Here is a 22774-nt window from a genome sequence, read left to right on the forward strand (position 1 = left end):
TGTCTTTGGGTGCCGGTTACATCCCGCGACTAAAAACACCGTCGGCCACTATGCCTTGTCGTACGCCCATTGCGCGACCCAGGGGCGCGTACCAATCTCGGCGGAGCGGGTCGTATCGTCCCGACGTGTCCCCTGCGCACAATAAATCCGAGTCCGTGAAACACGCGTTGGACGCGCTGGACCGCGGTGCGGAACCCGAGCGTACGGTCCTGCGTGACGCTGTGCGAGCACTGCTGGCCGAGTTGTCGCGCCGAGCGCCTGGCCGTTCGGTGGAGGTGCGAGTTCCACCTTTCGGTGCGATTCAGTGTGTCGCCGGTCCCCGGCACACCCGCGGCACACCCCCCAATGTGGTCGAAACGGACCCGATCACCTGGGTGTTGGTCGCCACGGAGCGTGTGAGCTGGGCGGATGCGCTGCGTGACGGACGTCTCCGGGCGAGCGGCATCCGGACCGATCTGACGGAGTTCTTGCCGCTCGGCGCGGAGACCGCCGACGACTGAGCCCGAGCCGCACCCCTCCGGCTCGCGTACACTGGGCGCTCGGAGCGGACCAGCAGTTCAGATCACACAGGGAGCGACAGGTGCCCCGAGGCGACGGCCGGTTGACCGACGATCTCGACCCCCAGGAGCGCGGCCCCCAGGATGCCTGCGGCGTCTTCGGTGTCTGGGCGCCCGAGGAAGAGGTAGCCAAACTCACGTACTTCGGGCTCTTCGCACTTCAGCACCGCGGCCAGGAAGCGGCGGGCATCGCCGTGAGCGACGGGTCGGGCGTGGTGGTCTACAAGGACCTCGGCCTCGTCTCCCAGGTCTTCGACGAGCCGACGCTGGCGAGCCTGCGCGGCCACCTGGCGATCGGGCACACCCGGTATTCCACGACCGGCGGCTCGAACTGGGAGAACGCGCAGCCCACCATCCGCGCCACCACGGCCGGCACGACGATCGCCCTGGCGCACAACGGCAACTTGGTCAACACGGCCGAGCTCGCCCGCGAGGTCGCCGAGCGTGGCCTCGACGCAACCGGGTCTTCCGAGATCAGCGCGACCAGCGACACGGCGCTGGTGACCACCCTGCTGGCCAGCCGCCCCGACCTGTCGGTCGAGGCCGCGGCGCTCGAGGTGCTGCCGCGGCTGCGGGGCGCGTTCAGCTTCGTCTTCATGGACGAGAACACGTTGTACGCGGCGCGCGACGCCCAGGGCGTACGCCCGCTGGTGCTCGGCCGGATGGAACGCGGCTGGGTGATCGCCAGCGAGACGGCGGCCCTCGACATCGTCGGCGCCAGCTTCGTGCGCGAGGTCGAGCCCGGCGAGATGCTGGCGGTCGACGAGCACGGCCTGCGATCCACCCGGTTCGCCGCGCCCGAGCCGAAGGGCTGCCTTTTCGAGTACGTGTACCTGGCCCGCCCGGACACCACGATCGCCGGCCGGAACATGTATTCGGCCCGCGTCGAGATCGGCCGCCGCCTGGCCAAGGAGCACCCGGTCGAGGCCGACCTGGTCATCCCGGTCCCCGAGTCGGGCACGCCGGCCGCGATCGGGTATGCGGAGGCCTCCGGCATCCCGTACAGCGCCGGGCTCACCAAGAACGCGTACGTCGGGCGGACCTTCATCCAGCCCTCGCAGACCATCCGTCAGCTCGGCATCCGGCTGAAGCTGAACCCGCTGCGCGAGGTGGTTCGCGGCAAGCGCCTGGTCGTGGTCGACGATTCGATCGTCCGCGGCAACACGCAGCGCGCCCTGGTGCGGATGCTGCGCGAGGCCGGCGCCCTCGAGGTGCACGTGCGCATCTCGTCGCCGCCGGTGCAGTGGCCCTGCTTCTACGGCATCGACTTCGCCACCCGCGCCGAGCTGATCGCGAACGGGTTGGAGATCGACGGGATCCGGCGCTCGATCGGCGCCGACTCCCTGGGTTATGTTTCCCTGGACGGCCTGGTGCAGGCGACCGAGCAGCCGAAATCACGCCTCTGCATGGCGTGCTTCGACGGGCAGTACCCGATCGAGCTGCCGGCCGGCAACCTGATCGGCAAGCACCTGCTCGAGGGCGTCGGCAAGCGGGCGTCGATGCCGTCCGCGTCCGAGGAGTCGGCCACCGCCGCGGTGGCCGAGCTCGAGGCGGAGTACGACGACCGGGCGGCGGATCGCCTGGTCAGCAGTCCGGGCGGCAGCAACGCCCTGCAGCACCCGTGATGTTTGTGACTTCTAAGGGGAATACCGTGACCCACGTGTCCGAGCGCAACAGTGCCAGCGGTGCCGACGGCGACCGCCGGCCGTGGACGGCCGGCTCCGGTCGTGGTGCTCGCAAGCGGTCGGTCACGTACGCGGAGGCCGGCGTCTCGATCGAGGCCGGCGACCGCGCCGTGGAGCTGCTCAAGTCGAAGGTCAAGAAGACCACCCGGCCCGAGGTGATCGGCGACCTGGGCGGCTTCTCCGGCCTGTTCCGTCTGAACACCCAGAAGTACAAGAGCCCGATCCTGGCCTCGTCGACCGACGGCGTCGGCACCAAGCTGGTGATCGCCCAGCAGCTCGACATCCACGACACGATCGGCATCGACCTGGTCGCCATGGTCGTCGACGACCTGGTGGCGTGCGGCGCCGAGCCGCTGTTCCTGCTCGACTACATCGCCTGCGGCGAGGTCGTGCCGGACAAGGTCGCCGAGATCGGCGCGGGCATCGCCGACGGCTGCCGGTATGCGGGCTGCGCGCTGCTCGGCGGCGAGACGGCCGAGCACCCCGGCGTGCTGCGCCCGGACGAGTACGACGTCTCCGCGACCGGTGTCGGCGTGGTCGAGGAGAGCGAGATCCTCGGCCGGGAGCGGGTAGAGGTGGGCGACGCGGTGATCGCGATGCGCTCGTCCGGCCTGCACTCGAACGGGTATTCGCTGGTCCGGCACGTGCTGCTGGGCGCCGGCCGGATGCGGCTCGACTCGGTGGTCGACGACTTCGGCACGCAGCGCACCCTCGGCGAGGAACTGCTCACCCCCACCAAGATCTACGCGAAGGACTGCCTCGGCCTGATCGAGGAGACCGAGGTACGCGCGTTCTCGCACGTCACCGGTGGCGGCATCCCGGGCAACCTGGTGCGCATCCTCCCCGAGCACGTGGACGCGGTGGTCGACCGCTCGACCTGGCGCCCCCAGCCGATCTTCGACCTCATCCAGGCCAAGGGCCGGATCGAGGACACCGAGATGGAAGCCACGTTCAACATGGGCGTGGGCATGTTCGCGATCGTCTCCTCCGACGACGCCGACCGTGCGATGGCGTACCTGACGGGCCGCGGCGTCGAGGCGTGGCAGGTCGGCGAGGTCATCGACGGCACCGGCGAGGTGCAGATGATGGGTCAGTACACCCGCGGCTGACCCGATTCGGTGAAACAATCCGCGTGTGTCTATCTGTGACACATGCGGATCTTTCATGTACGGGCTGGATCGGGCGGCCTAGCCTCTAGGCGGACGCACGACGGGGGTGCACATGACCGAAAAATGGAGCGGGATGCGCGGAATCGCGGCCGTCCCGAACTATGTCGTGATGCAGCCGACCACGCTCTGCAATCTCGATTGTTCTTACTGTTACCTTCCGTTCCGGGCGGCGGACAACCGGATGCCGGTCGAGGTGGCTTTTGCGGTGGCTGAGTCGATCGAGCCGTTCGCCCGGGCCGGGCGGTTCTCGGTGGTGTGGCACGGCGGCGAGCCGTTGGCTACCGGGCGTGACCATCTGGCCACGCTGCTCGCCCCGTTCGACCCGGCGGTCGAGCACCACGTGCAGACCAATGCGACGCTGATCGACGATGCCTGGTGCGAGTTCTTCATCGAGCGCGGCGTGCGGGTGAGCGTCAGCGTGGACGGGCCTTCGGCGCGCAATGGCGAGCGGATCGACCGGGGCGGCAAACCGGCGTACGACCGCATTGTTCGTGGTATCGATACGCTTCGCCGCCATCAAATACCGTTCTCGGCGCTGTGCGTGGTCGGCGACCCGCGGCCGGGTGTGGCGTCGGAGTTGTACGGGTATTTTCTCGACCTCGGCTGCGAGGTGCTCGGGATCAACGTCGAGGAGCGGGAAGGCGTGAACACCCGGGCCAACCGGCACGACGCCGCCGACGTGACCGCGTTCTGGGCCGAGCTGGTCGGCGCCTGGCGGCAAGACCCGCGGATCCACCTGCGCGAGGTGGAGTGGTCGCTGCGCTACGCGGCCGCGGTGCTCGACGGCACGGCCGACGAGTTGCTGCCGCGCCGGCTCGACCCGATCCCGACGATCGCATACGACGGGTCGGTGGTGCTGCTCTCGCCCGAACTGGCCGGCTTCCACGATCCCCGCTACGGCGACTTCACCAGCGGCAACGTGCTCACCACGCCGCTGCCGGAGATCCTCGCCGGTGCGGCGTCCAGGACACCCTGGATCGCCGAGTTCCTGCGCGGGGTCGAGGCGTGCCGGGCGAGTTGCCCATATTTCGGATTCTGCGGGGGCGCCCACGCGGCCAACCGCTACTTCGAGCATGGCCGGTTCGACACGACCGAGACCGACCACTGCCGCAACAGCAAGATTCGCCTACTGGAGGGAGTGCTGGACCATGCCCGAGATCACCAGCCCACGGCAGCCTGAGAACGTGGGTGTCGATCCGGTTACGGCCCGGGTGCGAGACACCCGGGCGGGGCTGGCTGCCCTCATCGAGGAGGCGGAGGCAGCCCGGGAGAAGCGCGCCGAGAGCACGTCCGAGGACGGGTCGGCGGTGTGCGCCTGGAACCACTTCGAGAACATCCCCACGTTCTACAACTGGAACAACCGGCCGCGGTAATGCTGGCTCCGCTTCGCATCGCGGTGGCTGGACGGGGCGGGAGTCCCCGTAAGGAGATGGGCGCGAGTGGGTGGCCGTTGCCGGGTGGGCGCGTGTGGGTGGCCGTTGCCGGGTGGGCGCGTGTGGGTGGCCGTTGCCGGGTGGGCGCGTGTGGGTGGCCGTTGCCGGGTGGGCGCGTGTGAGGCAGTCGATTTTCGGCACCGCACACCCCGCGGAGCCGAAAATCGACTGCCTCCTCATCAGCGGGGCGATCGCGGTGGCTGGACGGGGTGGGAGTCCCCGTAAGGAGATGGGCACGGGCGGGCTGCTGGACTGGGTGGGGGTCACCGCCGGACTGGGCGCTGGCGGGGCAGGCGGCGGCGCGGGCAGGCGGGCAGGCGGCGGCGCGGGCAGGCGGGCAGGCGGGCAGGCGGCGGCGCGGGCAGGCGGGCAGGCGGGCAGGCGGCGGCGCGGGCAGGCGGGCAGGCGGCGGCGCGGGCAGGCGCGGGCAGCAGCGGCGCGGGCGGGCGGTGGGGGTGGCGGCTTGGGCTGGGGGCGCTTCGGGTGGTGGGCGCGGTGAAGCGCGCTGGGGGGATGGCGGTTCGGGGGCAGCACTGCCGAGTTCGGCCCGAAGCCCACGCGGGCGGCTAACCCGCGTGGGCTTCAGTGTTGTTTGAACCGTGGGAAGTTGACCGCGACACACGGGAGCACGCGGTCAGCCGCGTGCTCTGTGCAATACGGGTCAGTCAGCGCCTTGTCGGCGACCAGGAGTCCTGGTCGTCATCCGCGTCGTCCTCGTCGTCGTCGACGAACTCATCGTTGTCGTCGTCGAAATGACGGTCGGACTTACTGGCACCCGCCAGTTCGCGCTGCAAGGCGGTGAGGTCGGTGTTCGGGGAGTGGTACTTCAGCTCCCGGGCCACCTTCGTCTGCTTGGCCTTAGCACGGCCGCGCCCCATGGCTCGACCCCCTCGCACAGAATTCGGGGCAGCCCGAAGGCGGGCCCCGATGACGTCAGGCATCTCTCGTGGGTCTTACGGTACATGGACGATGCCGCCTTCGGCACCTCGGGTTGCGTGTGACACTGCCGCGCGTCGCGGGTTTTACACCGCGGAACGCGCAGCGTCCGGTCCAACCACCCCGCCCGCCACCCTAAACGGGACTAAAAGGCTGAGCTTCCTGCCTCTCAGCCGAGGTAGATCGTGCGCAAACGGCCGACCTCGGCCATCCTCTGCTCGGCCAGGCGGTCGGCCGCGACGGCGGGCGAGACGTCCTCCTCGGCGGCGAGCGCGAGGATCCGTTTGGTGGTCTCGAAGATGCCGGTGGCCCGCAGCTTGGCCCGCTCGAAGTTGAAGCCCTCGATCTCGTCGGCCACCTGGATCACGCCGCCGGCGTTCACCACGTAGTCGGGCGCGTAGAGGATGCCCCGCTCGGCCAGGGACTTCTCGATGCCGGGGTGGGCCAGCTGGTTGTTGGCGGCACCGGCGACGATCTTTGCGGCGAGGGCCTGGACGGTGTCATCGTCCAGCGCGCCACCGAGGGCGCACGGGGCGTACACGTCGATGTCGGCCGTGATCAGCTCCTGGACGCCGGCGACCAGCGAAATCTGCGGGTAGGTGGCGCGGGCCCAGGCCAGCGCGGCCTCGCTGACGTCCGTCGCGACCACCGTGGCGCCGTCGTCGATCAGGTGACCGGCCAGGTACTTGCCGACCTTGCCGAGGCCGGCGATGCCGACCGTACGACCGCGCAGCGTCGGCGCGCCCCAGGTGTGCTCGGCCGCGGCCCGCATGCCCTGGAAGACGCCCCAGGCGGTCAGGATCGAGGAGTCGCCGGCCCCGCCGTGCTCGACGCTGCGGCCGGTCACGTAGCGGGTCTCGCGGGCGATGACGTCCATGTCCGGCACGTAGGTGCCGACGTCGCAGGCGGTGTAGTAGCGGCCGTGCAGCGACTCGACGAACCGGCCGTACGTGCGCAGCAGCGCCTCGGACTTGCCCGGGCCCGGGTCGCCCCAGATGACCGCCTTGCCGCCGCCGAGGTCGAGCCCGGCGAGGGCATTCTTGTACGCCATGCCGCGGGACAGCTTGAGCACGTCGGCGAGGGCGTCCGCCTCGCTGGCGTAGGGGTAGAAGCGGGTGCCGCCGAGCGCCGGCCCGAGGGCCGTGGAATAGATTCCGATGATCGCCTTCAGGCCGCTCTGCCGGTCCTGGCAGAAGACGACCTGTTCGTGCCCGCTGGCGTCGATGCCGTCGGTGTCGAACACGCCCATCGCTGCTCTCCTGATCTGGTCGTGGCCCTTGTGAGGCCGATGCCCCGGCTGGGGTGGTGCCGGACAATTGCGAGCGTAGTCGGACCGACCTCCCCGTGATTACGCCCGCGCGGGAAGTTCGTTGCGGCGGAATTCGTGAAAGGATCGCGCCGTGCCGTCACTGTTCGCGTCGTACCTTCGGGTTTACGAACCGCTGACCGCCTTCGACCGGGAGCGTCAGGTTTTCTGGCGCCGGTATGCCCGTGAGGGGCGTGCCCTGGGCCCGGTCGATGGCCCGGTCAAGCAGCGCTCCGCCGTCCTCGAGGCGCTCGGCGCGGGCTGGACGCGCCTGCCCGACCTGCCCGACGAGGCGTACGTGCTGGAGTGGGGCGACACCCTGCTGGTCTGCCCCTGGAACCTGCGCTTGCGGGTCGCCGAGGCGGCGCTGAACGCCCGGGACGGCGTGCCCAGCGTGCTGGCCGACGCGTTCGTGCCGCCGGTGCTGGCCGGCCAGGCCCGGGCGATCGTGGAGGACTGGCGCAGCGGGGCCAAGGTGCTCGAGCACGGCGTCCCCCGGGTGCACGAGCAGATCGCGACGTGGGGCGTACCGCTGCGGTGGTTCGTCTTTATCGACCTTGACGAGCGGGAGATCGAGCTGGCCCCGGGCCGGCGCACGCTGCGCTACCGCACGGAGATCTCCAAGGCTCGCCGCCGGGCCCACCGCGGCGTCTCGGTGCTGCGCAAGTCGCTGGGCGACGCCCCGATCACCGAGGCGGTCGAGGAGGGCACCCGCTGGCTGGAGGAGTTCCATCCCCGGTCGATCGTGGAGCTGGATTACGGCGGCCTCGTCAACCTCCTGCCGGACGACGACCTGGCCGAGGACGATTCACCCGGACTGGTGGCAGCCGGGCTTTCCGCCCTGTCCCGGGGCGACGCGGATGCCGCTTCCGAGGCGTACGAGAAGCTCGTCGATCGATGGCGCAAGGTGCAGCTCCTGGAGCGCTGCAACTGACCTGCCAAAACGGGACTTGTCCCGACAATACGGCCCCCGTGGGAACGCTCCCGAGGCGAATACTCTTCGTAATCACGGCTCGGCGAAGCGTGATAATCGGACTAAACGCGGCACTATCTGGCGTAGAAAACGCGGAAAAATCGGGCATGCTTCATCCGTCTATCTGGGGACGTTCGTCCGTTCGGCCCATGTCGGACATCGGGGACTAGCCGGACCATGAGAGACGCACCGGCCGGCGGGACCCCGGCCGTTGTCTATAGGTACCTGTGGAGGAGTGACCGATGGCATCGCGTACGCACGATCCTGAGCCGCTACTAACGCCGGCCGAGGTGGCGTCGATGTTCCGCGTCGACCCGAAGACCGTCACCCGGTGGGCGAAGGCCGGCAAGCTCAGTGCAATCCGCACGCTGGGCGGCCACCGCCGTTACCGGGAGTCGGAGGTTCGTGCCCTGCTGCAGGGGCAGATTCCCGCGCAGCGTCAGGGCGACTGAACGGACTTCAGTCGAGACGTAGCATCGTTGCAAGGGGCGAGCGCTGGGGAAGGCGACCGCCCCTTCTTCGCGTCTTCAACCAGTGGATCGGCCTCGAACAGTGGATCAGCCTCCGATCGGCGACGTCTTCGGCGAAATGATCAGGGATGCGTACGCGGTGCGGACCGGCATCGGGCCGCGACCGCTCGCCGGCGGCCGGGTGCCGCGTCCGGTGATCGAGGTGATCGAGCGGGACGACGGCCTGATCAACGGTGCGCCGGCCGATCACTACCTGGACGAGCCGGCGGAATGGCAGCCGCACGACCATCGGGCCTTGCGCCTCTGCCGCGGCCAGGTGCTCGACATCGGCACCGGCGCCGGCCGGACCGCGGTCGAGCTCCAGCGGCGCGGCATGGCGGTCACCGGCCTGGACACCTCGCCGGGCGCGATCGAGATTGCTCGGCGGCGCGGCTTGCGCGACACGGTGGTGACAACCATTGACGCGTACGCCGCGAAAGCCGCCACCCGCTACGACACCTTTCTGCTGCTCGGCAACAACCTCGGGCTCCTCGAGAGCGCCGAGCGCGCCCCCGTCTTCCTGGCGGCGCTCGCTCGCATGGCCCGGCCGGGCGCCCGGATCGTCGCGCAGGGCACCGACCCGTACGGCACCACCGACCCGGTGCACGCCGACTACCACCGGCGCAACCGGGAGCGCGGACGGATCGGCGGACAGTTGCGACTGCGGCTGCGGTACCGGCGGCTGGCCACCGACTGGTTCGACTACCTCAACTGCTCGCCGGCGGAGCTGGAGCAGCTGCTGGCCGGCACCGGGTGGGAGCTGAAATCGGTCGACCTGGCGGACAAGCCTTACTACCTTGCGGTCATGGAGTTCATGAGATGACCGAACTGACCCGCAACCAGGTCAAGGTGAGCCGGCGGATCTCGATGGTCCTGCGGCACCGGCCGGAGTCCGCGGGCCTAACCCTCGACGCGAACGGCTGGGTGCCGGTCGCCGACCTGATCGGCGCGCTGGGCATCACCCGCGCCGAGCTCGACGTGATCGTCGAGAACAACGACAAGTCCCGCTTCGCGATCGCCCGGCGCGACGACGGCGTGGAGTGGATCCGGGCCAGCCAGGGGCATTCCCGCCGGGTAGAGGTCGACCTCGGCCTGCCGCCGGCCGAGCCGCCCGCGATGCTCTTCCACGGGACCCCGCGAGAGAACCTCGAGGCGATCCGGCGGGACGGCCTGCGCCCGCGGAGCCGGCATCACGTACACCTCTCCCGAGATGTGCCCACCGCGCTGGTGGTCGGCCGGCGGCGCTCGGCCGACGTGGTGGTGTTCGAGGTGGACGCGGCGGCCATGGCGGCCGACGGGCACGTCTTCCACCGCAGCGAGAACGGCGTCTGGCTCACCCTCGCGGTACCGCCCGCGTACCTCTCGATAAAACCGACAAATCCGGAATAGGGCTGGCTGATCTGCCCTCCACTGTGGCCGAACGGCCCAGGACACCCGGCGGCACGGATAGCGTGGTGCCATGGCGAGGATCACCCGGCGTGAGCGGATGAGTCTCCTCGGTGCGGTCGGTGTCGTCGCCACCCTCGCCGGACTGGCCTTCGGGCTCCCCGCGATCGACCGGGCCCTGCCGGATACCCGCCCGGTGAGCGCCGATGAGCCCTACCTGATCGGCGCCGGCGTCACGGTCGTCCCGCCCGTCGGCGCCACCCTCGACGTCACGGTGACCCGCCCCGGCGGGTCGGCCGGCACCGTGCTCTTCCGGCTCGGCTCGGTGCAGTACCAGATCGCCGTCCGCCCGTTCGACGGCGACCTGCGCGCGGCCGGCGAGCGCCTCCGGCAGCGGATCACCGCCACCTCCGGATACCAGGTCACCGGCCCCCAGCTCGGGATCACCACGGCCGGCGGGCTGGCGGGTCTGCAGGGCGGCTACACCGCGCCCGGCCGCAGCGGCCGGTACGTGGTCTTCGTCGCCGACCGGGACAGCGTCGAGGTCACCATCAGCGGCGCCGATCTCGACCTGGCCCGCACCCTGCCGCAGATCGAGGCGAGCACCCGCACCCTGCAGACCGACGGGCGCGATCGGTGACGCCGGCCGCGGTCCGCCCCGCGCCGGACGGGGCCCGGCTCTCCGCGCTCGCCCGCGTCCCGGCGTTCTGGGTGGTGGCCGCGCTGCTGTTGGCCGGGGCGGTCCGGATGGCCCAGCTCGCCGGGCGGCTGGCCGGGACGTACCCGCTCGCGACCGCCGCCGCGGTGGTGCTGTTCGGCCTGCTCGCGGTGCCGTTCTGGCTGGTCGTCGCCGAGCTGGACTTCCTCGAGCGGGAGCCGATCGAGCTGCTGGTGCTGGCCTTCGCCTGGGGCGGGCTGGTGGCGACCAGCGTGTCGATCCCGGCCAGCACGGCGCTGGAGGACCTGGTCGCCAAGCTCGGCTCGCCGCACCTGGCCGCCGACTGGGGCGCCGCGCTGGCCGCGCCCTCGGTCGAGGAGACCGCGAAGACGCTCGGCGTGGTGGCCATCGTGCTGGTCGCCCGGGCGCAGGTGAACAGCGTGCTGGACGGCGTCGTCTACGGCGCGATGGTCGGCCTGGGCTTCCAGATCGTCGAGGACATCGTCTTCGCGGTCGGCGCGGTGGCGCTGGCCGGCCAGGGTGACCAGATCCAGCCGGTGATCGCCACGTTCCTGCTCCGCGGGTTCCTCTCCGGGGTGTGGAGCCACACGCTGTTCGGCGCCCTGGTCGGGGCCGGCATCGGCTACCTGGTGGTGCGGCGCGACCGGCGGCCGGCGCATCGGCTCGGCGCGGCCCTGCTGGCGTTCCTCGCGGCCTGGGCTTCGCACGTGCTGTGGAACTCGCCGCTGCTCGGCGACGGCCCCGGCAACGGCACGCTGGCGCTGCTCGGGGTGCTGTTGCTCAAGGGGCTGCCGCCGCTGGCGCTGGTCCTGGTGCTGGTGCGGCGGGCGCACGACCGGGAGGCCGACTACTACGTCGAGCGGCTGAGCACGCTGCGCGATCCGGAGCTCATCACGGAGGGCGAGCTGGAGGCGCTGCGCTCCGGTGCGAAGCGGGCCGCGGCCCGCCGATTCGCCGGCGAGCGGGCCGGCCGGGCCGGGCGGCGGGCGGTGCGCCGGTTGCAGGGCGCCCACGCCCGGGTGGCGGTCGAGCTGAGCCAGGCCGGGGCGCCGAACTACGACGACGTACGGGAACAGCGCAAGGTGCTGCGCGAGCTGGGCCACCCGGAGGCGATCGCCGGCCCGCGATCGTGGCGGCACACGGCCTCCACGATCGTCACCACCGTGGTGGCGATCGCCGTCCTCTGGGTGGCCCTCTCCGCGCTAGGCGGTGCCTAAGGCCCTAGACCTGGGGCGGAAGGCCGCCGTCCCCGTCGACGATCTTGTCGGGGTTGCCGTCCTGGTCGAGGTCGACCATGGTGATGTCGACCTTGCCGTCGCCGTCGGTGTCGAACTGGAACAGGTCCGGCTTGCCGTCCCCGTCGGTGTCGGACACCCACACGTCCGGCTTGCCGTCGCCGGTCGTGTCGTTGGCGATCAGGTCGACGCGGTCGTCGCCGCGCGTCTCCACGGTCTCCTGGGGCTCGGTCATAGGTTCTCCCTCAAGGGGCTCAATTGGTCGTGTGAACAGTAGGACCAGCGGGCCACCAGCGCGAGTGGGGGCTGTGATGAGAGTCGCTGGAAAGCCCCTGACCGAGCGGTAACCTTTCCCCTCATGGATATCGCGGCCGACGGCCTTCAGGCACTGCTCGACGCCGGGGGCGGCGGCACCCTAGGCGAGCGGATGGGCGTCAAGCTTCTCGAGGCCTCCCCCGAGCGGGTCGTCGGCACCATGCCGGTCGAGGGCAACACCCAGCCGTACGGGCTGCTGCACGGCGGCGCCTCCTGCGTGCTCGCCGAGACGCTCGGCTCGGTCGGCGCGGTGCTGCACGGCCAGAGCGTGGACCGGCCCTTCGCGGTGGGCGTCGACATCAACGCCACCCATCACAAGGGCGTCCGGTCCGGCCTGGTCACTGGGGTGGCGACGCCGGTGCACCGGGGCCGGACGATGGTCACCTACGAGGTGGTCATCACCGATGACCTGGACGAGCGGATCTGCACCGCTCGGATCACCTGTCTTCTGCGCGGAGCGTGAAATCCGGTGCTTGTTCTCCCGACCGCGAGCGTTCCTTGACCGATCCACGTACCTTTCTTGACGTGACGGAGGTACCACAGCACGCTTTCGACGACGCGGCGCTGGTTCTGCAGAGCGCGCTCAGCGGCGACAGTGACGCTGTGGTCGACACGTTCGACGCGGTCGTCGACCGATCCGGGGTCGTCGGGGCCTACGACGTGGCCTGGTGCCTCGCCGCCACCATGGTCGGCCAGATCCCGTCCGGCGGCGCCTGGACGCTGGATTTCCCGGGCATCGACGACGCGCGCTACGACAAGCGCTGGGTCGCCCGGTTCGTCAGCGCGTACGTGAATGGCGACATCCCGACCGGCGAGGCCCTGTTCGGCGCCGCGATCGCCGACGGTCAGCTGCCGGACTGCCTGCTCGCCCTGGCCGGCTCGACGGTGGCCACGCTGCGCCACCGAGCGGCCTGAGCCCTCTTTCCCGATCAGCTCTTCTTGAGGTAGAGCGCCTTCGCGTACTGCGCGGCCGCGGCCTCGTTGTACATCGCCGCCTGCGCCATGTACCACTCGTTGTCGGAGAGCGCCTTGCGCGACTGGCTCGTGCCCGACCAGCGGATGTCGGCATCCACCTCGGACATGCCGCGCGCCTTGAACTGCCGCCGCATCGCCATCTTGCCCAGCCGGAACGTCTCGGCGGCCTCCTCGGCCTGCTTCATGGCGGCGAAGGCCTTCTCGCTCAGCGCCTCCGCCAAGGTCCACGCCGCCTGTTCCGCCGCGTTCGTGAATGTCAGCACCCCGCTCCTCCTCGAAAAGCGCCTGTCAGCGTCATTTGATGTTGTTGCTCGTCGATCTGGACAACACTCTCGTTGACCGCCGCGCGGCCTACAAGTGTTGGGCTGAGTTTGCTGGCTCCGCTCGGCGGGGACGGCAGGATGGTCGGCGACAGTCCGGAAAGCGACATCGGCGGCGGATCAGGGGCGGATTGCGTACGGCGGGGGTCACGCTCGGCCGCCGGTCTTCCCCTACCAGCCGGAAGTCACCGGTCGAGCGAGGGTGAGCGGCCACCGGATGTCTCTTCGCCTCACAGGTTTCCGCCGGGTTTCCGTTGTGGCATGGACAAAGGGCCCATCGACGGGGTCACCGTGTCGGGTAAAGGTTTAGCGGTGACCTCACCGCAGGCGTCTCGCCGAGGCTCGTTCGTGGCACCAGCGCTGCTGTTCGTGGCGCTGCTCGGCGGCGCGCTGTTCTTCGGCGTGCTGGCCATGTCCGGGACGAACCAGACGCCCATCACCACCGACAACGCGGCCGTGACCGATCCGTCCCCGTCCAAGACGGCGCCCGCCGCGAAGACGATCGCCACCACCCGCCCCAGCGTGACCGCCACCCCACCGGCGACCGGCCGCACCGGCTCACCCTCCGCGAACGGCCACACCCGCTCCCCGTCGGCGGCCGTCCGCTCCGGCTCGGCGTCGGCCGACGCCCGAGCGATCGTCCCGCCGGCCCGCAAGGCGGCGCCCGGCCGCACGGAGACCCAGGTCGAGGGCGACTACTGCGCCCAGGCCGGCGCGGAGGCCAGCAGCGTCACCGGCGACCACCTGGTCTGCACGGCAACGGAGGCGAACGACCACGGCCGCTGGGTCGACCAGGGCTGAGCGGGGGTCACGGCCGCAGCCACACCGCCTCGTCGCGGTGTGACTCGAGCGGGGCGGGATAGTCCACCGTGCGGCGTAGGTCGGCCGGGAGACGCCACGGCTCGTGCACCGCCGGGCCGTCGATGCCCGCGAGTTCCGGGAGGTAGCGGCGCACGTACGCGCCGTCCGGGTCGAAGCGGTGGGCCTGCCGGATCGGGTTGAAGCGGCGGTAGGGCCGGCTGTCGTTGCCGGTCCCGGCCACCCACTGCCAGTTGCCGGAGTTGTTCGGCACGTCCCCGTCGAGCAGCCAGCGGAAGAACCAGCGCACGCCGTGCCGCCAGTCGACGCCCAGGTGCTTGGTGAGGAACGCCGCGGTGATCAGCCGGGCCCGGTTGTGCATCCAGCCCTCGGCGCGCAGCTGGCGCATCCCGGCATCCACGATCGGCACCCCGGTGCGCCCGTCCTGCCAGTGCCGCAACGCCTCCGGGTCGTCGCGCCACTCGTCGTTCGCGCCCGGCCGGTATGCCGCGGTGGAGAGCCGCGGAAAGGCCAGCGCGACCTGGTAGTAGAAGTCGCGCCAGCAGAGTTGCCGCAGGAAGGGGTCGGCCTCGAGGGTCAGGGCGGCGTCCGCCACCGCCAGCGGGGAGAGACAACCGAAGCGGAGGTACGGGCTGAGCCGGCTCGTTCCGTCGCCCGGAAGGTCGTCGTGCTTCTCGCCGTACGTCGCAATGCCGCGCAACCATGCGGTGAGCCGGCGCCGGCCCTCGGTCTCGCCGCCGGGCGCGGCCTCCGGCGACTCCCCGTGCGGGATCTCCGGCAGGTGCCCGACCGCGATCTCCGGCAGCATGATCCGTCGCGGCGTGGCCACCTCGTCCCGCCATTTCGCGCCGGTCCAGGCCCGGTGGTAGGGCGTGAACACCCGATAGGCGTCGCCGCCGCTCGGCCGTAGCGCGCCGGGATCGACGATCGTCCCCCCGGGAAACAGCCGCAGCGCGATCCGGTCCTGGTCGCATTCCGCGCGCAGGCGGGCTTCGCGCTTGCGGGCGTACGCGCTGACGTCCGCCGCCAGACCCAGCATGGTCGCGCCCACCTCGCGGGCGACCTTCAGCGTCTCCTCGATCGGGTCGCCCGCCCGCAGCACGAGGTCGCCGTCGCGCTCGCGCAGCGACGCCCGCAGGTCGGCGAGCGACTGGTGCAGGAAGCGGGACCGGTTCGGCGAGAGGTCGCCGAGCCTGGGGTCGAGCACGAACAGCGGGACGACCCGGTCGGCGTTCGCGCAGGCGGTGGCGAGCGCCGGGTTGTCGTGCACGCGCAGGTCACGGGTGAGAAGAACGACGGCGGTCCGGGTCACGGCAGCACCGCGGTGCCTGGGCGGGTGAGCAGGCTGCGGATCGCGACCGAGGCGCGGCGGCCGGCCGGCACGGTCGCGCGCCGGGCGAAGACGTCGTAGTCGGCCGCCTCCACCTCGTCGAGGATGCCGCCGTAGAGCCGGTACGCGGTACGGATGCAGGCCTGCGAGGCGGGCTCGAGCAGGGGAATCCCGGGGGCGGCGAACGCGTAATGGCGGCGGGCCCGGCTCACCTCGTACGCAAGCAAGGGTTTGATCTTGGGATTGTTCGGGCGTAGATCGGCGAGGGTGAGCCCGAACCGGGTTAGGTCCTCGATCGGCAGGTAGACCCGGCCCAGCCGCAGGTCCTCGGCGACGTCCCGGATGAAGTTGGTGAGCTGGAACGCGAGGCCCAACTGCCGGGCGGGCTCGCGCGCGGCGAACCGATCGGAGGCGCCGAGGATCGGCAGCATCATGGTGCCGATCACGGCGGCCGACCCGTCCATGTAGTCGAGCAGGTCGTCGTAGGTGGGATAGGACGTGACCGTGAGATCCATCGCCATGCTGCGCAGGAACCTCCCGAAATCGTCCACATCCAGGTCGAACACCGCGATGGTGTGCAGCACGGCGGGCAGCAGCGGATCGTCCACCGGCTCGCCGCGCAGCCCGGCCACGAACCGGTCGGACCACTCGGTCAGCCGCGCGGCCCGCTCCTCGGGCGGCAGCTCCTCGGTGCGGTCGACGATCTCGTCGGCGTAGCGGGTGAAACCGTAGAGCGCGTGCACATGGCGCCGCTTCCAGGCGGGTAACAGGCGGGTCGCCAGGTAATACGTGCGGCCATGGTGCTTGTGCAGGAGCCGGCAACGTTCGTACGCGGCCGCCAGGTCCGCTTCCACTGTGTTCCTCCGAATCGACGCACGAATCGACGCAACTTCAAACCTAGGGTACGGTAAGTCTCGTGGCCAATGACACGCTCGAGGGAACTGGCCGCCGCACGCCGCTGCTGCTCGACGCGATCGAGGGCACCCTGGCCGACTTCCTCGGCGCGCAGATCGTCGCGCTCGACGGCACCGACCCGGCGCTCGGCGGCCTCGCCCGCACCACCCGCGACCTGGTGCTCGCCGGCGGGAAGCGGCTGCGGCCGACCTTCGCCTACTGGGGCTGGCGCGCGGTCAGCGACGATCCGGTCGAGCCGGTGCTGCCGGCGCTCGCCGCGCTCGAGCTGATGCACACGTTCGCCCTGGTGCACGACGACGTGATGGACGAGTCGGCTACCCGCCGCGGCCGGCCCACCGCCCATCGGATCTTCGCGCGGCAGCACGGCGCCCGGTTCGGCGAGTCGGCGGCGATCCTGGTCGGCGACCTGTGCCTGGTCTGGGCCGACCAACTGCTCGCCCGTACGCCGATGCCGGCCGCCACCCTGTTCGCGGTCCGCGCCCGGTACGACCGGATGCGGGTCGAGGCGGTCGCCGGGCAGTACCTGGACGTTCTCGGCGAGCGCGACCCCGGCCAGTGGTCGGTCGAGCGGGCGCTGCTGGTGGCCCGGCTCAAGACCGCCAGCTACAGCGTGCAGCGGCCGCTGCAGTTCGGGCTCGCGCTGGCCGGCCCGGCCTCCCAGGCCGCGCTCGACGACGTGTTCGAGCGGTACGGCGCCCTGGTCGGCGAGGCGTTCCAGCTGCGGGACGACCTGCTCGGGGTGTTCGGCGACCCGGCGGTCACCGGCAAGCCGGCCGGGGACGACCTGCGCAGCGGCAAGCCGACCGTGCTGCGGTTGCTCGCCCGCGGAGCCGCCGACGCCGAGGCCATCGCGGCCACCGGAGCCCCCGAGGTGGTCGAGGCCATGATCCGGGAACGTGTCGCATCCGCGGTCGCCGTGCTGGCGGACGCGCCGATCGCCGACCAGGCCCGGGCGGCGCTGGTCGAGCTGGCGGTCCGCGCGACCGAGCGCCCGGCATGATGTCCGCCATGCGATACGTATCCGGACCTACCGACCGGGTCGTCGTGGTGGGCGCCGGGCTGGGCGGCCTGGCCTGCGCGCTGCACCTGGCGGCGGCCGGCCGGCAGGTCACCGTCGTCGAGCGGGAGCCGATCCCCGGCGGCCGGGCCGGTCGGCTGGTCGACTCCGGGTTCGAGTTCGACACCGGGCCGACCGTGCTGACCATGCCGTCGCTGATCGAGGAGCCGCTCGCGGCCGTCGGCGAGCGGCTGTCCGACTGGCTCGACCTGCAACCGTTGGATCCGGCATACCGGGCGTACTACCCCGACGGCTCCACTATGGACGTACGCACCGACACCGTGCGGATGGCCGCCGAGATCTCCCGGGTCTGCGGGCCGCGCGAGGCCGACGGCTACCTGCGGTTCGTCGACTTCGCCCGCAAGCTCTGGCTGCTCGAACGCGACCACTTCATCGGCCGCAACCTGGACACCCCGCTCGACCTGGTCAACCTCAACCTGCTCAAGCTGCTCGGGATGGGCGGCTTCCGCCGGCTGCACACCAAGATCAAGCAGTTCTTCCGAGACCCGCGCACCCAGCGGATCTTCTCGTTCCAGGCGATGTACGCCGGCCTCGCGCCGCACGACGCCCTCGCGATCTACGCGGTCATCGCCTACCTCGACTCGGTGGCCGGCGTCTTCCATCCCAAGGGCGGCATGCATGCGGTTCCCCGGGCGCTGGCCGGCGCGGCCGAGAAACACGGCGTCGAGTTCCGCTACGACACCACCGTCACCCGGGTCGAGATCTCCGGCGGCCGGGCCATCGGGGTGATCACCGCGGACGGCTCGCGCATCCCGGCCGACGTCGTCGTGCTCAACCCCGATCTCCCGATCGCCTACCGCGATCTTTTGCCTTCGGCCGGGTCGCGCTCGCTGCGCTACTCGCCCTCCTGCGTGGTCCTGCATGTGGGTTCCAGGCTTGCGTACGGGAAAATCGCGCACCACAACATCCATTTCGGGGCGTCGTGGCGTCGCACCTTCGACGAGGTGATCCGGGACGGGCTGCTGATGAGCGACCCATCCCTGCTGGTGACCAACCCGAACCCGAAGACGTACTACGTGCTGGCCCCGGCACCCAACCTCGAGACCGGCCCGATGAACTGGCGGGGCGGGCTCGGCGCGCGATACGCCGACTCGCTGATCCGGACCCTCGAACGGCGCGGCTACATCGGCTTCGGCGACGGCATCGAGGTGCTGCGGGTCGTCACCCCGGCCGACTGGGCGGACCAGGGGATGGCGGCCGGCACGCCGTTCGCGGCCGCGCACACGTTCCGGCAGACCGGCCCGTTCCGGCCGGCCAACCTGCATCCGGCGTACCCGAACGTGGTCTTCACCGGATCGGGCACGCAACCCGGCGTCGGCGTGCCGATGGTACTGATCTCGGGAAAGCTCGCCGCCGCACGAATCACCGGAGGAGTGTCATGACGACTGCTCATCTCGTCGACGTGGTCGACCTGTCTGGTGGCGGGCTCGGCTCATGACGGCCGCGCGTGAGGCTCATCTTGTCGACCTGGTCGACTCGGCCGGGGTTTCGGTCGGCGCGGCGACGGTCGGCGCGGCGCACACCGCGCCGGGGCGCCTGCACCGGGCGTTTTCGGTGTTCCTGCGCGAGCCGGCCACCGGGCGAGTGCTGCTGCAACAGCGAGCGGCGAGCAAGACGCGCTTCCCGCTGCGCTGGGCGAACACCTGCTGCGGGCACCCGCTGCCAGGGGAGGACATCGCCGTGGCCGCCCGGCGCCGGCTCGCCGAGGAACTCGGGGTGGCCGGGGCCGGGCTCGCCCCGGCCGGGGTCTACACCTATCGCGCCGAGGACCCGGCCACCGGGCGGGTCGAGCACGAGTACGACCACGTCCTGCTCGGCGACCTGCCGGCCGGCGCCGTGCCGCGGCCCGATCCGGCCGAGGTGGCCGACCTCCGCTGGGTGTCGCTCGCCGAGCTGCTCGACCGGCTGGCGGACGATCCCGACAGCTGTGCGCCGTGGCTGTTCGGCGTCACCTCGCGACTGATCGAGAACTCGGCCAAGCCCCATCTGCCCCGGCCCGATGCGGGCCGGTTCGACGCTCCGGAGCGGTCGGGTGGGCGATGACGCGCTGAGCGCCGGAGCGGTGGCGCGCCGCCTCGGGGTGGCGGTCACCACGCTGCGCACCTGGCACCAGAGGTACGGGCTGGGGCCGAGCCGGCACGTCCCCGGGCAGCACCGGCGGTACACGGCGCAGGACCTGAACCGGCTCGAGGTGATGTTGCGGCTTACCTCCCAGGGGGTGGCGCCGGCTGAGGCGGCCGCCTGGGTTCTCTCGGCGAATCGTGCCGTCCGCGCGGTCTCCGCGTCGCCGGTTGACAGCCCGGTCTCTCCGTCTCCGGTCGACCGCCCGGTCTCTCGGTCGGGGGGTGACCATGCGGTCTCTCGGTCGGGGGGTGACCGTGCGGTCTCTCGGTCGGGGGGTGACCGTGCGGTCTCTCGGTCGGGGGGTGACCGTGCGGTCTCTCGGTCGGGGGGTGACCGTGCGGGGTCAGGGGGAGACCGTGCGGTCTCTCAGTCAGGGGGAGACCGTGCGGTCTCTCGGTCAGGGGGAGACCGTGCGGTCTCTCAGTCAGGGGGAGACCGTGCGGTCTCTCAGTCAGGGGGCGACCGTGCCGTCTCCGTGCCGGCGGTTGACCGTGCCGTCTCCGGCGGGCCGGGCCGTGATGGTGGCGGGCGGGCTATCCCGGTCGGGCATGTCACCCCGGCGGCGCGAGGGCTCGCGCGGGCGGCGATGCGGCTGGACGCGCCGGTGATGCGAGCCATCCTCGAGAACGAGGTTGCCGAGCATGGGGTGGTCACGGCCTGGGACGACGTGGCCATACCGGTGCTGGTCAGGATCGGCGAGCGCTACCAGGCCACCCAGCGATTCGTCGAGGTGGAGCACCTGATCTCGCGATGCGTCAGCGAGGTGCTCGGGGCGGTGCCGCGACCGGCGTCCACCCCGCGAGTGCTGCTGGCCGCGGCCGACGAGGAACAACACACGCTGCCGCTGGAGGCGCTGGCCGCGGCGCTCGCCCAGGCCGGTGTGCCCTCCCGGCTGCTCGGCGCCCGGGTGCCACCCCGTGCCCTGGAGGACGCGGTGACCCGCACCGGGCCCACGGCGGTGGTGCTGTGGTCGCAGATGGCCGACACCGGCGACGTCCGCCAGCTCGCCCGGCTGGGCGACCACCCGCACCGGCCCCTGCTGCTCGCGGCCGGCGGCCCCGGCTGGCCCGCCGCCCTGCCCGCCGGGGTGGCCCAGCTCACCACGCTCGGATCGGCCGTCGCGCTGCTCCAAGCCGCCGTGGTGTGACGTTTGCGCAGCTCAGGAGCGATCGGAATACCGGTTTGGAGACCGGGCGGTCGATCACGTATGCTTTCCAAGCCTCAAGCGGGGCCCGGTTGGGGTCTACGCCGCGAAGTGTTGCAGACGTGCGATACTGGCGGAGTTGCCCTCATCGTCTAGTGGCCCAGGACGCCGCCCTTTCAAGGCGGTAGCACGGGTTCGAATCCCGTTGGGGGCACTGGTAGGTTACTAGCGGCACTTGCTAGGAAACCAACCAGGCACAGTTACATAGCAAGGTCCTGTGGAGCAGTTGGAGTGCTCGCCGCCCTGTCAAGGCGGAGGTCGCGGGTTCAAGTCCCGTCAGGACCGCAAGCAACACCAAGGCCAGGTAGCTCAGTTGGTACGAGCGTCCGACTGAAAATCGGAAGGTCGGCGGTTCGACCCCGCCCCTGGCCACAAGATCAAGTCAGCCCTGACCAGCGGGAACGCCGGTCAGGGCTGATCTCTATCCGGGGATGCGGGCCGTCCGATCGCGTGAATTGCTCACGGATTGCTCACGGCGGCTTTTCGAGCGGGTCGGTGATGCGTCAGAAGCTTGGCCGCCTGCTCGATCTGCGCGGCCGTCTCGGAGCGCATCAGGTGCGCGTAAACGCGCCGGGTGACCTCCGGCGTGGAATGCCCGAGGATCATCTGAACGATCTCGATCGGGACGCCACCGGCCAGCATGAGCGAGCACGCGCCGTGCCGGGTGTCGTGCAGCGGGCACGGCGGTAGGCCGCACGCGGCGACGTGCTGCTCGAATTCGACCGTCACCCGATCCGGTCGGAGCGGGATGCCGTCCGGTCGGCAGAACACCAAACCGTGATCTCGGTAGTCGATGCCGTAGAACTCGCGCTCCTCCTGTTGGGCCTCCCGGTGCCGAGCGAGAGCGTCCTGAGCTGGCTTGGCGAGCGGCACCCACCGGCGGCCCTTGCGCGACTTTGGCGCCTTGAACAGGCGGCCCACGTGCACCTCCCCGCACACCGGGCACTTGGCCTGCTCGGGCGTGACCTGTGTGCGCGTGACGGACACGATCGTCTGCCGGACGCGTAGCCCTGCGCCGTCAGCGTCGAGATCCGACCAGCGCAGGCCGCACAGCTCGGCCCGGCGGAGGCCGGCGTACGCGGCGAGTTCGTAGAGCGCCGACAGCCGGTCGTCGAATACGTATTCCAGGAACCGCGCGGTTTCCTCGGGCTGCCACACCTCGGGCTCGTCATCCTCGTCAATGGCGTCTGCCACGGGGATCGAGTCCATCCGTCCGACGGCGGGATTCAGCGAGATCAGCCCGGCGCGCTGGGCGGCGGAGAGCGCGGCGCGGATCGTGCGCCGGTAGCCGTCGATGGTTGCTGGAGTCCGCTGCTCGATCCGGCGACCGACGTTGCCGGCAGGTCGCTCGCCCTCGATTGGCAGCGCCAGATCGGCGAGCACATCCTCGATATGGCTACGCCGGAGGTCGCGTAGCAACTTGTGACCGAGTTGGGGTCGCCAGGCATCGCGGATGTGCCCTCGGTAGTTCTTGATCGTGTTGGGGGATTTCTTGGCGGCGATCAGCGCCTCGATCCACTGATCGAGCCACTTGCCGAGGGTCATGCGCCGATCATCTGTCCACGTCCCGGCGTTGAGCTTGGCCAGTTCAGCAGTGAGCGCTTCCTCCGCCTCGGTCTTGGTCTTGAAGCCACCTCGGGTCGGCTGTTTGCGCTTGCCGGTTTTGGGGTCGATACCTGCGTCTACTACGAATGACCACGAGCCGTGCGGTTTGCGGCAGCTCTTGACGCGCTTGCCGTCCGGGGTGCGGCATTGGCAGCGCTTGAAGACGGAGCCTCGCAAGCGGGGGTCCCCTCTCGGATCGATGGGTGCGGGCCACCGGCACG

25 protein-coding genes, 3 tRNA genes and 1 pseudogene are annotated in these 22774 nt (G+C 70.8%); 22 read left to right on the forward strand and 7 right to left on the reverse strand.

Annotated elements, in window-relative coordinates; translation table 11 throughout:
• Positions 1 to 155: 155 nt before the first annotated feature.
• The 5 genes from IH26_RS0123785 to amcA all read left to right on the forward strand — a co-directional run bounded on the left by IH26_RS0123785 (position 156) and on the right by amcA (position 4784).
• Positions 156 to 500 carry a sterol carrier family protein gene (locus tag IH26_RS0123785; RefSeq protein ID WP_157437360.1) on the forward strand — a complete coding sequence of 115 codons (345 nt, stop codon included), beginning with the start codon at positions 156 to 158 and terminating at the stop codon, positions 498 to 500.
• An 80-nt stretch (positions 501 to 580) separates the two neighbouring features.
• Positions 581 to 2182, forward strand: coding sequence for an amidophosphoribosyltransferase (gene purF / locus IH26_RS0123790; protein ID WP_030438443.1), 1602 nt, complete (start codon positions 581 to 583; stop codon positions 2180 to 2182).
• A gap of 26 nt (positions 2183 to 2208) precedes the next feature.
• On the forward strand, positions 2209 to 3351 hold the full coding sequence (purM, locus tag IH26_RS0123795) for a phosphoribosylformylglycinamidine cyclo-ligase (protein WP_030438444.1): 1143 nt from the start codon (positions 2209 to 2211) through the stop codon (positions 3349 to 3351).
• Between the two features lie 133 nt (positions 3352 to 3484).
• A complete protein-coding gene (amcB, locus tag IH26_RS0123800) occupies positions 3485 to 4591 on the forward strand; it encodes a cyclophane-forming radical SAM peptide maturase AmcB (protein WP_030438445.1) in 1107 nt (368 codons plus the stop codon).
• Positions 4560 to 4784: a multiple cyclophane-containing RiPP AmcA gene (gene amcA, locus IH26_RS0123805; protein WP_030438446.1), complete on the forward strand. Its 225-nt coding sequence runs from the start codon at positions 4560 to 4562 to the stop codon at positions 4782 to 4784. Before amcB ends, amcA begins: the two co-directional genes overlap by 32 nt.
• A 725-nt stretch (positions 4785 to 5509) precedes the next feature.
• On the opposite strand, the gene IH26_RS0123810 is transcribed toward amcA, so the two are convergent.
• Positions 5510 to 5722, reverse strand: a complete 213-nt coding sequence (locus tag IH26_RS0123810; RefSeq protein ID WP_030438447.1) for a DUF3073 domain-containing protein — start codon at positions 5720 to 5722, stop codon at positions 5510 to 5512.
• 227 nt (positions 5723 to 5949) lie between these two features.
• Positions 5950 to 7029, reverse strand: a complete 1080-nt coding sequence (locus IH26_RS0123815; protein ID WP_030438448.1) for a Glu/Leu/Phe/Val family dehydrogenase — start codon at positions 7027 to 7029, stop codon at positions 5950 to 5952.
• 151 nt (positions 7030 to 7180) lie between these two features.
• Between IH26_RS0123815 and IH26_RS0123820 the strand changes: the two genes are divergently transcribed.
• The 6 genes from IH26_RS0123820 to IH26_RS0123845 all read left to right on the forward strand — a co-directional run bounded on the left by IH26_RS0123820 (position 7181) and on the right by IH26_RS0123845 (position 11850).
• Complete coding sequence (locus IH26_RS0123820) at positions 7181 to 8020, forward strand: DUF8083 family protein (RefSeq protein ID WP_030438449.1); 840 nt, start codon at positions 7181 to 7183, stop codon at positions 8018 to 8020.
• A 281-nt stretch (positions 8021 to 8301) separates the two neighbouring features.
• The gene (locus tag IH26_RS0123825) at positions 8302 to 8511 is read left to right on the forward strand and encodes a BldC family transcriptional regulator (protein ID WP_030438450.1); all 210 of its coding nucleotides are present in this window, start codon (positions 8302 to 8304) and stop codon (positions 8509 to 8511) included.
• A gap of 136 nt (positions 8512 to 8647) precedes the next feature.
• Positions 8648 to 9391 (forward strand): class I SAM-dependent methyltransferase, encoded by a 744-nt coding sequence (locus IH26_RS0123830; RefSeq protein WP_051808446.1) that lies wholly within the window; start codon positions 8648 to 8650, stop codon positions 9389 to 9391.
• On the forward strand, positions 9388 to 9957 hold the full coding sequence (locus IH26_RS0123835) for an RNA 2'-phosphotransferase (protein WP_030438452.1): 570 nt from the start codon (positions 9388 to 9390) through the stop codon (positions 9955 to 9957). The genes IH26_RS0123830 and IH26_RS0123835 overlap by 4 nt, the downstream gene beginning before the upstream one ends.
• Before the next feature lie 70 nt (positions 9958 to 10027).
• On the forward strand, positions 10028 to 10594 hold the full coding sequence (locus IH26_RS0123840) for a hypothetical protein (RefSeq protein WP_030438453.1): 567 nt from the start codon (positions 10028 to 10030) through the stop codon (positions 10592 to 10594).
• The gene (locus tag IH26_RS0123845) at positions 10591 to 11850 is read left to right on the forward strand and encodes a PrsW family intramembrane metalloprotease (protein WP_030438454.1); all 1260 of its coding nucleotides are present in this window, start codon (positions 10591 to 10593) and stop codon (positions 11848 to 11850) included. Before IH26_RS0123840 ends, IH26_RS0123845 begins: the two co-directional genes overlap by 4 nt.
• Before the next feature lie 4 nt (positions 11851 to 11854).
• Here IH26_RS0123845 and IH26_RS0123850 read toward each other — a convergent pair whose 3' ends face one another.
• Positions 11855 to 12103 carry a hypothetical protein gene (locus IH26_RS0123850; RefSeq protein ID WP_030438455.1) on the reverse strand — a complete coding sequence of 83 codons (249 nt, stop codon included), beginning with the start codon at positions 12101 to 12103 and terminating at the stop codon, positions 11855 to 11857.
• Between the two features lie 123 nt (positions 12104 to 12226).
• On the opposite strand from IH26_RS0123850, the gene IH26_RS0123855 reads away from it, so the two are divergent.
• Complete coding sequence (locus IH26_RS0123855) at positions 12227 to 12646, forward strand: PaaI family thioesterase (protein ID WP_030438456.1); 420 nt, start codon at positions 12227 to 12229, stop codon at positions 12644 to 12646.
• 62 nt (positions 12647 to 12708) lie between these two features.
• Positions 12709 to 13098: a hypothetical protein gene (locus tag IH26_RS0123860; RefSeq protein ID WP_030438457.1), complete on the forward strand. Its 390-nt coding sequence runs from the start codon at positions 12709 to 12711 to the stop codon at positions 13096 to 13098.
• 14 nt (positions 13099 to 13112) lie between these two features.
• Here the strand turns inward: IH26_RS0123860 and IH26_RS0123865 are convergent, their stop codons facing one another.
• Positions 13113 to 13421: a hypothetical protein gene (locus tag IH26_RS0123865; protein ID WP_030438458.1), complete on the reverse strand. Its 309-nt coding sequence runs from the start codon at positions 13419 to 13421 to the stop codon at positions 13113 to 13115.
• Positions 13422 to 13790: 369 nt separating this feature from the next.
• Here IH26_RS0123865 and IH26_RS0123870 point away from each other — a divergent pair, with 369 nt between their 5' ends.
• Positions 13791 to 14279, forward strand: coding sequence for a hypothetical protein (locus IH26_RS0123870; RefSeq protein WP_157437351.1), 489 nt, complete (start codon positions 13791 to 13793; stop codon positions 14277 to 14279).
• A 7-nt stretch (positions 14280 to 14286) separates the two neighbouring features.
• Here the strand turns inward: IH26_RS0123870 and IH26_RS0123875 are convergent, their stop codons facing one another.
• Both IH26_RS0123875 and IH26_RS0123880 read right to left on the reverse strand, forming a co-directional pair.
• Positions 14287 to 15609 carry a cryptochrome/photolyase family protein gene (locus IH26_RS0123875; RefSeq protein WP_030438460.1) on the reverse strand — a complete coding sequence of 441 codons (1323 nt, stop codon included), beginning with the start codon at positions 15607 to 15609 and terminating at the stop codon, positions 14287 to 14289.
• Complete coding sequence (locus tag IH26_RS0123880) at positions 15606 to 16481, reverse strand: phytoene/squalene synthase family protein (RefSeq protein ID WP_030438461.1); 876 nt, start codon at positions 16479 to 16481, stop codon at positions 15606 to 15608. The genes IH26_RS0123875 and IH26_RS0123880 overlap by 4 nt, the downstream gene beginning before the upstream one ends.
• A 62-nt stretch (positions 16482 to 16543) precedes the next feature.
• Between IH26_RS0123880 and IH26_RS0123885 the strand changes: the two genes are divergently transcribed.
• From IH26_RS0123885 to IH26_RS0123915, 8 genes and pseudogenes are all read left to right on the forward strand, one after another.
• Positions 16544 to 17542 (forward strand): polyprenyl synthetase family protein, encoded by a 999-nt coding sequence (locus IH26_RS0123885; RefSeq protein ID WP_245665434.1) that lies wholly within the window; start codon positions 16544 to 16546, stop codon positions 17540 to 17542.
• Between the two features lie 8 nt (positions 17543 to 17550).
• Positions 17551 to 19002: a phytoene desaturase family protein gene (gene crtI / locus IH26_RS0123890; protein ID WP_030438463.1), complete on the forward strand. Its 1452-nt coding sequence runs from the start codon at positions 17551 to 17553 to the stop codon at positions 19000 to 19002.
• A 52-nt stretch (positions 19003 to 19054) separates the two neighbouring features.
• Positions 19055 to 19663 carry an isopentenyl-diphosphate Delta-isomerase gene (idi, locus tag IH26_RS0123895; RefSeq protein ID WP_030438464.1) on the forward strand — a complete coding sequence of 203 codons (609 nt, stop codon included), beginning with the start codon at positions 19055 to 19057 and terminating at the stop codon, positions 19661 to 19663.
• Positions 19653 to 19869: pseudogene (locus IH26_RS64245) on the forward strand (MerR family transcriptional regulator); the annotation flags it as partial. The gene idi and the pseudogene IH26_RS64245, both read left to right, overlap by 11 nt.
• 350 nt (positions 19870 to 20219) lie before the next feature.
• A complete protein-coding gene (locus IH26_RS64250; RefSeq protein WP_342668300.1) occupies positions 20220 to 20891 on the forward strand; it encodes a B12-binding domain-containing protein in 672 nt (223 codons plus the stop codon).
• A gap of 138 nt (positions 20892 to 21029) precedes the next feature.
• A tRNA-Glu gene (locus IH26_RS0123905) sits at positions 21030 to 21102 on the forward strand.
• Between the two features lie 57 nt (positions 21103 to 21159).
• A tRNA-Asp gene (locus IH26_RS0123910) sits at positions 21160 to 21233 on the forward strand.
• Positions 21234 to 21246: 13 nt separating this feature from the next.
• Positions 21247 to 21320, forward strand: a tRNA-Phe gene (locus IH26_RS0123915).
• 87 nt (positions 21321 to 21407) lie between these two features.
• On the opposite strand, the gene IH26_RS0123920 is transcribed toward IH26_RS0123915, so the two are convergent.
• Complete coding sequence (locus tag IH26_RS0123920; RefSeq protein ID WP_157437353.1) at positions 21408 to 22730, reverse strand: site-specific integrase; 1323 nt, start codon at positions 22728 to 22730, stop codon at positions 21408 to 21410.
• Between the last annotated feature and the right edge of the window lie 44 nt (positions 22731 to 22774).

Source organism: Actinoplanes subtropicus (genome assembly GCF_000721705.1).
Classification (GTDB): domain Bacteria; phylum Actinomycetota; class Actinomycetes; order Mycobacteriales; family Micromonosporaceae; genus Actinoplanes; species Actinoplanes subtropicus.